The organism is Streptomyces sp. NPDC054866 (assembly GCF_053610745.1).
In genome coordinates this window covers 184,419-196,623 of record NZ_JBSGZA010000003.1, presented here as the reverse complement: position 1 = coordinate 196,623, position 12,205 = coordinate 184,419, and the positions used below count along the sequence as shown (strand labels likewise).

Annotated in this window: 6 protein-coding genes; 3 read left to right on the top strand and 3 right to left on the bottom strand. The window is 70.1% G+C overall.

The window, feature by feature from the left end; genetic code table 11:
• Positions 1 to 37 precede the first annotated feature (37 nt).
• Positions 38 to 4,669, top strand: a complete 4,632-nt coding sequence (locus tag ACWGI2_RS16240; protein ID WP_453695955.1) for a DUF6531 domain-containing protein — start codon at positions 38 to 40, stop codon at positions 4,667 to 4,669.
• Positions 4,666 to 6,048 (top strand): SUKH-3 domain-containing protein, encoded by a 1,383-nt coding sequence (locus ACWGI2_RS16235; RefSeq protein WP_453695953.1) that lies wholly within the window; start codon positions 4,666 to 4,668, stop codon positions 6,046 to 6,048. The genes ACWGI2_RS16240 and ACWGI2_RS16235 overlap by 4 nt, the downstream gene beginning before the upstream one ends.
• Positions 6,049 to 6,116: 68 nt before the next feature.
• Here the strand turns inward: ACWGI2_RS16235 and ACWGI2_RS16230 are convergent, their stop codons facing one another.
• Complete coding sequence (locus tag ACWGI2_RS16230) at positions 6,117 to 7,319, bottom strand: FAD-dependent oxidoreductase (RefSeq protein ID WP_453695952.1); 1,203 nt, start codon at positions 7,317 to 7,319, stop codon at positions 6,117 to 6,119.
• 57 nt (positions 7,320 to 7,376) lie between these two features.
• A complete protein-coding gene (locus tag ACWGI2_RS16225) occupies positions 7,377 to 8,633 on the bottom strand; it encodes a carboxylate--amine ligase (RefSeq protein ID WP_453695951.1) in 1,257 nt (418 codons plus the stop codon).
• A 194-nt stretch (positions 8,634 to 8,827) separates the two neighbouring features.
• On the opposite strand from ACWGI2_RS16225, the gene fahA reads away from it, so the two are divergent.
• Positions 8,828 to 10,123 carry a fumarylacetoacetase gene (gene fahA / locus ACWGI2_RS16220; RefSeq protein ID WP_453695949.1) on the top strand — a complete coding sequence of 432 codons (1,296 nt, stop codon included), beginning with the start codon at positions 8,828 to 8,830 and terminating at the stop codon, positions 10,121 to 10,123.
• Positions 10,124 to 10,232: 109 nt separating this feature from the next.
• Here the strand turns inward: fahA and recQ are convergent, their stop codons facing one another.
• The gene (gene recQ, locus ACWGI2_RS16215) at positions 10,233 to 12,173 is read right to left on the bottom strand and encodes a DNA helicase RecQ (RefSeq protein ID WP_453695948.1); all 1,941 of its coding nucleotides are present in this window, start codon (positions 12,171 to 12,173) and stop codon (positions 10,233 to 10,235) included.
• Positions 12,174 to 12,205: the final 32 nt, after the last annotated feature.

The window sequence follows — 12,205 nt, the reverse complement described above, 5'->3', positions numbered from 1 at the left end:
GAGCAGTTAGCGGGGACCGCGTGACGGGGGTTGTGGGATGGCGGGGAATCGTCCGGCGGATTGGCATGTCCTGGACTTGGACAAGGACCCGACGCCGGGAGACCCGGACCGGGTGCGGAACCTGGCGAAGAACTTGCACGATTTCGCCGACGACGTGTCGAAGGTCCTCCGTGACATCAAGGGGATGGCGGGCGAGGACGCGATCCTCACCTGGGCGGGCAAGACGGCGGAGTCCTTCACGTCGGAGTTCGAGGACGCGCCGGGCAAACTGAAGAAGCTCAAGAAGAGCTACGAGATGGCGGGCGACGCCCTGTCGACGTACTGGCCGGAGCTGGAGCGCGCCCAGGCCCTTGCGGACAAGGCCCTGGTCAAGGGCCGTGAAGCGCAAGGGGACTTGTCCTCCGCCCAGACACGGTTGTCATCGGCCGACTCGTGGGTGGACAAGGCGGGCAAGGAAGCCGACAAGTACAAGGACGACGACGGCGGTTCCAAAGCCGGCAAGGACGTTCCCAAGCCGGACCCGGACAAGGTCAAGGCCGCTACCCGCAACGCCACCGCCGCCGAGAAGGCCCAGACGACCGCCAAGTCGGACGTCTCCGCCGCCAAGAGCAACCTCGACGCGGCGAAGAAGATGGCCGAGGACGCGCGCAAGATGCGCGAGGACGCGGCCGGGACGGCGAAGAAGAAGCTCGAAGAGGCCTCGGACGCGGGCATTCAGAACCGCAAGTGGTGGGAGGAGGTCGGGGACTGGGTCACCGACAACTGGGACACCATCGTCGCGGTCTGCAAGGTCGTCGTCGCCGTCCTCGGCGTCATCGCCATGATCATCGGCGGCCCGATCCTGGGCGCCATCGTCCTCATCGCCGCCCTCGTCGTCCTCGCCGACACCCTCCATAAATACGCCAACGGAGAAGCAGGCCTACTCGACGTCGCCTTCGCCGCCCTGGACTGCATACCCGGCATGAAGGGCCTCACCAGCCTCCGCGGCCTCGCCAAGGGCATGAAGGGACTCAAGGCCGGCCTCAAGGGAATGGCCAAGGGCCTCGGCAAGGGCGGACTGCGCAAGGGCGCCGACGATGCCGCGGCCTCCAGCAAGAAGGCGGAGGGGCGCTGCAAGAACGGCGACCCCATCGACATGGTCTCCGGCGAGATGATCATGCAGGAGACCGATGTCGACCTGCCGGGGCTGCTCCCGATCGCCCTGCGACGCACGCATCTGTCGACATACCGCTGGGGACGGTGGTTCGGTGCGTCCTGGGCGTCCACGCTCGACGAACGCCTCGAACTCGACAGGGAAGGAGCCGTCTTCGCCACCGAGGACGGCATGCTGCTGCTCTACCCGGTGCCCCGGCCCGGCACCTCCGTCATGCCCCTGGAGGGACCGCGCTGGCCGCTGGACTGGGACGGCGCGCCCGGCGCCCCCATCCGCATCACCGACCCGGCCACGGGCACCACACGTCACTTCGCACCGGCCGAGTCGCCCGCGTCGACCGATGCCGCCTTCACGATGCCGCTGGTGGCGATCACCGACCGTAATGGCCTGCGGGTCGACTTCGACCGTGACCGGAACGGCACACCCACCGCCGTACGCGACTCCGCAGGACGCCACCTCCACGTCGACACCGAACGCGACCGCGTCGTCGGCCTGCGCCTGCACGACCCGCAGGCCGGCCCCGAGGGCACCTCCCTGCGGCGCTTCGGCTACGGCGCCGACGGCAATCTCACCGAGATCTACAACTCCAGTGGCCTGCCCCTGACGCTGACCTACGACGGCCGCTCCCGCATCACCTCCTGGACCGACCGCATCGGCTGCTGGTACCGCTTCACCTACGACGATCAGAACCGCTGCGTCAGCGGCGAAGGAGCCGACGGCCGACTCTCGTGCTCCATCGCGTACGACGACGAGACCCGGACAACGCGCTACACCGACTCCCTGGGCAACACCACCACCTACCGCCACAACGAACTCCGTCAACTCATCGCTCAGACCGACCAGCTCGGCCACACCACGTACTCCGAGTGGGACCGCTACAACCGCCTGCTCTCGCGCACCGACCCGCTCGGCCAGACGACCCGGTACGTCTACGACACCGACGGCGCCCCCACGGCAGTCATCCGTCCGGACGGCAGCCAGGAGCATGCCGAGAACGGCATCTACGGCCAGCCCGTCGCCGTGACGCAGGCGGACGGTCACGTCTGGCACCTGGAGTACGACGAACGCGGCAACCTCACCGCGGAGACCGACCCCACCGGCGCCCGGATCTCCTACCGCTACAACGGCTTCGGTGCTCTCACCTCGATCACGGACGCCGCGGGACGCACAGCGCTTCTGGAGCCCGCCGCGACGGGGGACCCCACATCGAGCACGGACGCCGAGGGCTCCACGACGCACTTCGAGCGCGACGCCTTCGGCAGGGTGATCGCGCAGACCGGCCCGGACGGCTCAGTCACCCGGACCAGTTGGACCCCCGAGGGCAAGCTGAGCCGACGCACCCTGCCCGACGGCAGCACCGAGCACCGCGTCTACGACGGCGAGGGCAACCTCGTCGAGCACACGGACACTCTGGGGCAGGTCACCCGCTTCGAGTACTCCGGATTCGATCTGCCGTCGGCGCGGATCGACCCCGATGGATCACGCCTGGAATTCGCCTACGACCGCGAACTGCGCGTCACGTCGATCACCAACCAGCTCGGCGCCGTCTGGAGTTACCTCTACGACGAGGCGGGACGCCTGGTCCATGAGCGGGACTTCGACGGACGCACCCAGAGCTACCGCTTCGACGCCGCCGGCCGCCTCGTCGGCCGGACCAACGGGGCGGGACAGGCCACCGAGTACGTGCGCGACCCGTTCGGCAAGGTGCTCGAGGAACGGTCCGCCGAGGGGACCACGGCGTACACGTACGACCCGGTCGGCAATGTCCTGCGGGTGAGCGACGGCCACACGGAGCTGGCCTACGAACGCGACGCCCGTGGCCGCGTCCTCGCCGAGACGTGCAACGGCGCCACCGTCCGCTCGGCCTACGACCTGCTGGGCCGGCGTACCCACCGGGTCTCCCCGTCGGGCGCCGAGAGCATCTGGGAGTACGACGGCCGTGACCGGCCGGTGCTCCTGCGGACCGCGGGCAGGACCGTCACCTTCGGGTACGACGAGGCCGGGCGCGAGGTGGAACGCCGGACCGGGTCCACCGTGCTCAGCCAGACCTGGGACACGGACGGCAGGCTGAGCACGCAGACGCTGACCGCGGACGGCGGCCCTTCGGGCTCGCCCGAACCGCGGCGTCTCCAGCAGCGCGCGTATCGCTACCGGCAGGACGGCTCGGTCACCGCGATCAGCGATCTGCTGGGCGGCGACCGCGTGGTCGACGTCGACGGCACGGGGCGGGTCACCGGCGTACAGGCGGCGACCTGGTCGGAGCGGTACGCGTACGACACCGCAGGCAACCTCACCCGGTCCGAATGGCGCGGCCACGACTCGGCTCGGCCCACGCAGCCTTCCGGGGGTGAACCGGCGCCTCGCGGGTCGGCCGACGTTCGCTACGAGTTCGACGCACAGGGCCGGGTCGTCGTGCGACGCAAGAAGCGGCTCTCACGGAAGCCGGACGTCTGGAAGTACAGCTGGGACAGCCAGGACCGGCTCGTCGGAGTCACGACACCGGACGGCACCCAGTGGGGCTATCGGTACGACCCGTTCGGGCGTCGTGTCGCCAAGCAGCGGTTCGGCCCGGACGGCGCGACCGTGGTGGAGGAAACGACGTTCGCCTGGGACGGGTTCGTCCTGGCCGAGCAGGCTACGCGCGCGGGCGACGAAGCGCCGAAGTGCACGGTGTGGAACTGGGAAAGGGACCGGTTCAGCCCGGTCACCCAGGTGGACCGGATCGCCACGGGCGAGAGCGCGCAGGAATGGGTGGACGTCCAGTTCTACTCGATCGTGACCGACTTGGTCGGCACCCCCACCGAACTGGTCGACGAGCAAGGAGAGTTGGCCTGGCGTTCCCGTACGACGGTATGGGGCGCCCCGCTCGGCGACGCCGGCCTTGACGGCGCGTACTGCCCCCTGCGCTTCCCCGGTCAGTACCACGACCCCGAGTCGGCGCTCAACTACAACTACCACCGCCATTACGACCCGGAGACGGGGCAGTACGCCTCCGTCGACCCGCTCGGTCTGGCTCCCGGCCCCAACCCGCGTGCGTACGTGCCGAATCCGTTCACCGCAGTGGACCCGCTGGGGCTCGCCCCGGACTGTGAGACGGCGGCCAAGGACGCCGCCAAGAGGCGGGCCCAGGAGGAACAGGACGCACCGACGGGTGCGAGCAAGAAGACCAGGCCGACCAGTGCGGCGGGGCTTTCGGTGCCGGGACACAACACACCCTTCACCGGGGCCAACGCCAAGGGCGGCCCCGACGTGCAGCACGACCTGCACCCCGACATCAGGGCCGCGTACGACCGTGTGCCGGAGAATCTCCGGGCGGGTAACCAGCACGGGAAGTGCGGTGAGGCCGAGGCTCTGTCGAACGCCATGAAGGCGGGCGTCGATCCCCGGGGTGGTGTGATGGCCGCTGTGAACGTCCGTGCCGCGGGGAATGCCGCACACCAGACCCCCAAGCCCATCTGCGACTCGTGCAAGCATGTGCTCGACGAACTCGGGGTCAGAGGAGCGGACTGGGCATGAGCGATGAACGCCGGCAGCGTTGGTCCGAGGAGACCGATCACGCGCTACGGAAGGCAGGCTGGTCCCCCGGCCGCTCGGTGCCCACCGAGGACTACTTGCGTACGTTGCGCGGGCGCGGCGGTTTCGAGATGCACGAGGCCGCGCGACGCTTCCTGGCCGAATTCGGGGACCTGGTGGTCGAGACGGCCACGGGTCCGTTCCGGTGCGACCCGCTCGCCGCTCAGTGGGACGACAAGGTCTTTGACGTGCCGGGTGGCGAACCGGATGCCCCGTCGTATCTGTACCCCCTCGGCGGTGACGATCGCGGTGACGCCCTGGGCATGGCCACCGACGGAACGGTCTATCTCGGCCGCGACAGCGTCTGGCCGCTCGCGTCCTCGGCTGACGAGGCGCTGGAGAGGCTCGTCACGGGCAGCCGCACCCGCGCCCAGGAAGGCGTGCCGGGCTCCGAGGACGCATTGCACACCCGCTGGTCCCCGTTGACCAAGCGCGTCCTGCGGTCCTGTGGCTGGCATCCCGGCCGCCGAGTGCCGACGTCGGGCTGGGAGGACGCGCTGCGCGAGCTCGGATGCGAGGTGCACGACGCGGCCCGGGTGTTCCTCGCCGAGTTCGGCGGGCTGCGGACCGACGAGTGGACGCCGGGTCCGATCATGCCCCAGTCACCCTTCCGGTTCGACCCGCTCACGGCCTCCGGGAAGAGCCGCGAGGCGTACGCGGGTCTGACTCCCGTCGGAGAGGTCGACGGCGGGGAGAGCCTCCTTGGCATCGCGGCGGACGGCACCGTCCGCATCGTCTCCGACGGCGTCGAGCACCTCGCGGACAGCGGGTACGAGGCGTTGGAAAAGCTCGTCATGGAGCGCCGCACCGACGCCCCGCTGCCGTTCGTCCCGGCCGGGGACGACCTCGTGCTCCCGCACAGCCCTGAGCACGACCTGAGCGCGGAGATCGGGCGACGGTGGTCGGCGGAGACCGACCGCGTTCTGCGGCTCGCCGGCTGGTACCCCGGCCGGTCGGTCTCCACCGAGACGTGGGAGCGCACGCTCCACGAAGCCGACGAGGACTTCGAGATGCACGAGGCGGCGAGGAACTTCTTGCGTGAGTTCGGCGGCCTGGAGATCAACCAGAAGGGCCCGGGGCGGACGGCGCCCCGCTCTCCGTTCCGCCTCGATCCACTGGTGGCCAAGTGGGACTGCGAGATCTTCGACGACCTCGGCGAACAAGCGGGGGTCTACCTCTACCCCATCGGTGACACCGGCCGCGGTGTCACCTACCTCGGCATGGCCGCGGACGGGGCGGTCCATGTGGGCATGGACAGCGTGCAGTTCATCGCGGAGAACGGTGACAGGGCTCTGGAAAAGCTCATCGAAGGCGTCCGCTAGGAGGACGCCACCGTTGATCTTCGTGGCGGTGAGCCGACGACGCCTTCCCTTCTCCTAGCCGCCGACCCTCAGCCGTGCGCCCGCCCCAAATGCCCCGCCAACCGCGGCGAAGCGAACTCCGTGCCGCATACGAAGCGCATCACCGGGCCGTACGACGCCGCCGCCGGAAGGCCCGTGAAGTAGAGGCCCTGGATCGATGAGACATAGCCCGGGCCCAGCTTCGGTGTGCCTCGGCTCACCGCCAGGCGGGCGCGGAGGGCCGGGCCCAGGAAGTCCATCGCGGCGATGTCCACGCGGTAGCCCGTCGCCGCTATGACGTGGTCGGCGGAGAGGTCGCGGATTCGGCCGCCCAGGGTCTCCAGGCGCAGGACGGGGCTGCCGTCCCGGATGTCCGCCGATATGAGGCGGCGGACCTCGCGCGTCTCGACCTTGCCCTCGAAGCGCTCGCGCAGCCACCACGCGCCCAGCGGGCCGAGGATGCGGCGGACCAGGAAGTGGCGGGCCTGCGGGGGCAGATAGCGGTACGGGTGGGGGTAGTAGCTGATCGCGTACAGCGACCAGGCGCGGCCGAAGGGCGACTCGGGGCGCAGCTTCGGCTGCTCCCACGGAGGCGCCCCGAAGGCCACCGATCCCTTGCCGCGCGCCACCACCCGTACGTTCGCGCCCGCTTCGGCGGCGAGCGCGGCCGTCTCCAGGGCCGACTGCCCCGCGCCGACCACGATCAGCTCACGCCCCGCGAACCGCGACAGGTCGCTGTGCTGCGAGCTGTGCGAGACGGGCCCTGTGGGGGTCGGCCCGTCCGGCACGGCGGCGGCGAGCGCGGGCGGCAGCTGCGCCAGGCCCGAGAGGCCGGTCGCGACCACCACCGCGCGGGCGGTGAACTGCTCGCCGGAGTCCAGCTTCAGGTCGAAGCCCGCCGTGCCCCTGCGGTCGACCGACACCACCCGCACCTGCTCCAGGTCGGGCACGAGCTTCTCCTTGAACCACTCCCCGTAGCCGACGAAGGTCTCGACCGGGATGATGTCCTCGTCGGTGACCAGGCGCGGTATGCCCGCCGCGTCGCAGTAGTCGACGAGGTTGTGGCCGCGCTGCGGCGCGTCGATGTTCGAGGCCACGGGGGTCGACTTCAGGAGCATGCCCGCGGGCATGTTCGCGCGCCAACTCACCATCGGGTCGCCGAAGACCCGCACCGGAATGCCCCGGGCCCGCAGATGGGCCGCGGTGGACAGGCCGAACGGCCCCGCCCCGATGACTGCTACTGGATGGATCACGAAGTCCCTCCCCAGGACGTCACTTACCGCGTGTGCCTACTTCGTGGTGGAGCAGTATTAACTGGTCGTGCTGCCGCGGCGGTTGGTCCGCCACAGCTGGTACAGATGCTTCGCGCCCGGCCGCACGAACCGCGCGAGCATCGTGAAGAACGGCTTCATGTCGTCCGCCGCAAGCCACGCCAGTTCCGTGCCGCTCGCGTGCGGGGGCGCGTGCGGCGTCGTGTAACCACTGCGGCGGTAGGCGAGGAGAGCGGGCAGGTCGATGTTCTCCACGATGTACCGATGGCCGGCGCGCTGTTCCCCCTCGGGAACCGGGCGGCCGGTCAGGTGCAGGTGCATCGCGCGGACGACGTCGATCCCGGACTCGCTCTCGAAGAGCCGGAACTGCGCGCCCATGCGGGGGTTGAAGTCGAGCAGTTTGTACTGACCGTCGCGCCGGTCGAAGCGGAGGTCGAGGTCGATGACGCCGGTGAAGCCGATCTGTTTGATGAAACGTGCGGCGAGGTCCGCGAGTTCCGGATTGTCGACGACGTACGCATTCGCCGTCATTCCCGCGTGCGGCGGCCAGGAGCGCACCTTGACGCCCGTGAACAGCGCGCGCGGCTCCGAATCCGCGTCGAAGTACGCGTGCACGATCCAGTCCTCGGCCTGCTCCCGCGGCAGATACTCCTGGAGTATCACGCCGGGCCGCTCGCCCCAGTCACGGGCGAGGCCGAGCAGGCCCTCAAGGGTCTCTATGCGCGTCGTCCCGTTCACCGCGGGCCGGGAGCGGCGCGTGAACGCCTCGCGGTTCTTGGCGACCACAGGGAAGGCCGCATCGGCGGCGAACTTCTCTATGTCCCCGTAACTTTCGGGGAAGGACGCGGCAGGCGAGGCGATGCCGTGCTCGACGCACAGCTCGTGCAGGCCCTGCTTGCTGGCGAGGCGGCGGGGCAACTCCGGCTCCACGCGGGGGAAGAGGAACCCCGCCCCGCTCAGCGGCTCCTGGTGCTCGGCGATGAGGACGGCCGCTTCCTCGTCGGTCGGGATCAGGACCGTGGGTCTGCCGATGCGGCGCGCGACGCGCAGCATCCCGTCGACGAGCCGCTCCGGTTCCTCCGCCCCGGTGGTCGGCCAGGGAAAGGCGCCGGTGAGATGGCGGGAGGCCGCGGCCGGTGTGTAACGGTCCTCCGTGATCGCGTACATGGGCACGCCGAGCCGCCCGAGGCTGCGGATCGCTCCCACACCGCCGTGGTGCAGCGGATAACTGCCGAACTTCACGATCAGGCCGGGCACCTCACGGTCCACCGCGAAGGGCACGCTGTCATTCCTCATGGCCACGGGTCCCCCCACGTGTCCCTCCGTATGACCCGGACCCACCCCGTCCGCGTCCCCCAAAAGGACGCTAAGCCGGAACTGACCACTCCAGCAAGGTTTATTCGGACATTGCGAACTCTTTAGACACTGCCCCAACCGGAGGTTCCCACGTAACGTGTGGCACACCCATATGGAAAGCGAGGCAGGTACGCATGTCCGAGCACACCCCGCTCGATCCGGCCGGGAGCGACCCTTCCGTCCGCTCCGTAGGCGACCCCTTCGCTCTCGCGGAGGGCGATCCCTTCGGGCCGCACAATCTCCCGTACGGCGTGTTCTCCCTGGCCGGGGACGCCGCCGGGGCCGCGGAGCGCCGGGTCGGCGTACGACTCGGTGATCATGTCCTCGACGCGGGCGCAGCTGCCGCGGCGCTCGGCTCGCCCTATGTCTCGCTGCTCGCAAGGCCCACGCTCAACCCGCTGCTCGCCGCGGGCCGCACGGCATGGTCCGATGTGCGACGCGCGCTCACCGCGTGGGTGACGATCCCGGCGCACCGCGAGGTCGTGCGCCCCCTGCTGCACCCCCTGTCCGCGGTCACGCTGCACCTCCCCTTCGAGGTCGCGGACTATGTGGACTTCTACGCCTCCGAGCACCACGCGACCCACCTGGGGCAGATCTTCCGCCCGGACGCACCGTCCCCGCTGACCCCCAACTGGAAGCACCTGCCCATCGGTTACCACGGCCGGTCCGGCACCGTTGTGGTCTCCGGGACTGAAGTGGTACGCCCGACAGGGCAGCGCAAGGCTCCCGCGGAGACGGCGCCGGTCTTCGGACCCTCCGTCCGCCTCGACATCGAGGCCGAGGTCGGCTTCGTCGTGGGTACGCCGTCGGAGCTCGGCACTCCGGTGCCGCTCGCGGACTTCCGGGAGCACGTCTTCGGGCTGACCCTCCTCAACGACTGGTCCGCGCGCGACATCCAGGCCTGGGAGTACGTGCCCCTCGGGCCCTTCCTCGGCAAGTCCTTCTGCACCTCGGTCTCGGCGTGGATCACCCCCCTGGAGGCCCTGGACGCGGCGCGGGTCGCCCCTCCGGAGCGCACACACGAACTCCTCCCCTACCTGGACGACTCGGCGGAGTCCGTCGCCGACGAGCCCGGCGGCTACGACCTGCGCATCACCGTGGCCCTGAACGGCCACGTCATCTCCGAGCCCCCCTTCTCCACCGTCTACTGGACGGCCGCCCAGCAGCTGGCCCACATGACGGCGAACGGCGCGTCCCTGCGCACGGGCGACCTGTACGGCTCGGGCACGGTGAGCGGCCCCTCCGAGGGGCAGTACGGCTCCCTGATCGAGATCACCTGGAACGGCCGCGACGCTCTTGTCCTTCCGGACGGGAAGCGGACGTTCCTCGAGGATGGTGACGAGGTCACGCTGACGGCGTGGGCCCCGGGCCCGGACGGGACCCGGGTGGGCCTCGGCGAGGTTTCTGGCAGGGTCGCCTCGGCTCGCTAGTACTGCTTGGCCGGGGGTGGAGTCACCCCCGGCCCCTCGTGCACCGGGTTCGTCCGCACCACCGTCGTGGCTGGGCGCGCAGTTCCCCGCGCCCCTTCGGGGCCCGGTCTCAGAAGTCCTCCGGGGGCTCCGGCCACTCCTCCTCAGGAGGCGCCGGAGCCTCGGTCGGCGCCGGAGCAGCCGTGCCGTCCAGCTCCGCCAGGACCTCCAGCACGCCCTCCCCGTACGTCGCCAGCTTCTTCTCGCCGAGGCCGCTGACCCCGCCCAGCTCCGCCAGGGACGTGGGTCGCAGCGTGGCGATCTCCCGGAGCGTGGCGTCGTGGAAGATCACGTACGCCGGGAGGCCCAGCTCCTTGGCCTGCGCACCGCGCCACGCCCGCAGCGCCTCGAACACCGGCACCGCTTCCTGAGGCAGCTCGGCAACGGCCGCAGCGGCCTTCGCCTTCCGTTCCCCCTTCGGGGCCTTCGCCGCGGCGGGCCTCTTCGGCTCCTTGCGCAACCGCACCTCCCGCTCCCGGCCGAGGACGGAACCGCTCTCCTCGGTCAGGACCAGCGTGCCGTACTCCCCCTCGACCGCAAGGAGACCCTGCGCGAGCAACTGCCGCACCACGCCCCGCCATTCGGCCTCCGCGAGTTCCTCGCCGATGCCGAAGACCGAGAGCTGGTCGTGGTCGAACTGGATGACCTTGGCGGTCTTCTTGCCGAGCAGGATGTCGATGATCTGGCCCGCGCCGAACTTCTGACCGCGCTCACGCTGGAGCCGCACGATCGTGGAGAGGACCTTCTGGGCCGGGACCGTGCCGTCCCAGGTCTCCGGGGGTGTGAGGCACGTGTCGCAGTTGCCGCAGGACGAGCCGTCCGCGTCCTGGCCGAAGTACGTGAGGAGCTGGGCCCTGCGGCACTGGGCCGTCTCGCACAGCGCCAGCATCGAGTCCAGATGTGAGGCCGCCCGGCGGCGGAACGCCTCGTCGCCCTCGCTGCCCTGGATCATCTTCCGCTGCTGGACGACGTCTTGCAGGCCGTACGCCATCCAGGCCGTGGAGGGCAGGCCGTCACGCCCCGCGCGGCCCGTCTCCTGGTAGTACCCCTCGACCGACTTCGGCAGGTCGAGGTGGGCGACGAACCGGACGTCCGGCTTGTCGATGCCCATGCCGAAGGCGATCGTGGCGCAGACGACCAGGCCCTCCTCGCGGAGGAAGCGGGACTGGTGCCTCGCACGCGTCCCGCCGTCCAGACCCGCGTGGTACGGCACGGCCTCGATGCCGTTCTTGCACAGGAACTCGGCGGTCTTCTCGACCGAATTGCGCGAGAGGCAGTAGACGATTCCCGCGTCGCCCGCGTGCTCCTCCTTGAGGAAGGACAGGAGCTGCTTCTTCGGCTCGGCCTTCGGCACGATGCGGTACTGGATGTTGGGCCGGTCGAAGCTCGCCACGAAGTGCTTGGCGTCCGGCATGCCGAGCCGCTCGGTGATCTCCCGGTGCGTGGCGTGCGTCGCCGTCGCCGTCAGGGCGATCCGCGGCACGTCGGGCCAGCGCTGGCCGAGCAGGGAGAGCGCCAGATAGTCGGGGCGGAAGTCGTGGCCCCACTGCGCGACGCAGTGCGCCTCGTCGATCGCGAAGACGGAGATCTTGGCGCGGGAGAGCAGATCGAGCGTCCCCTCCAGGCGAAGCCGCTCCGGCGCCAGATACAGCACGTCGAGCTCCCCCGCGAGGAACTCGGCCTCCATCACGCGCCGCTCGTCGAAGTCCTGCGTGGAGTTGATGAACCCGGCCCGCACGCCGAGTGCCCGCAGCGCGTCCACCTGGTCCTGCATGAGCGCGATGAGGGGCGAGATCACCACGCCGGTGCCGGGCCGCACCAGGGCCGGGATCTGATAGCAGAGCGACTTGCCGCCACCGGTCGGCATCAGTACGACGGAGTCCCCGCCCGCGACCACATGCTCGATGATCGCTTCCTGCTCACCGCGGAACGCGTCATACCCGAAGACGCGGTGCAGCGTCCGCAGGGCGTCACTCTCCGCCACCGCGCTCGGTACGGCCACCTCACTCATGCCATCGATCCCATCCATCGCCCTGCCCCCGT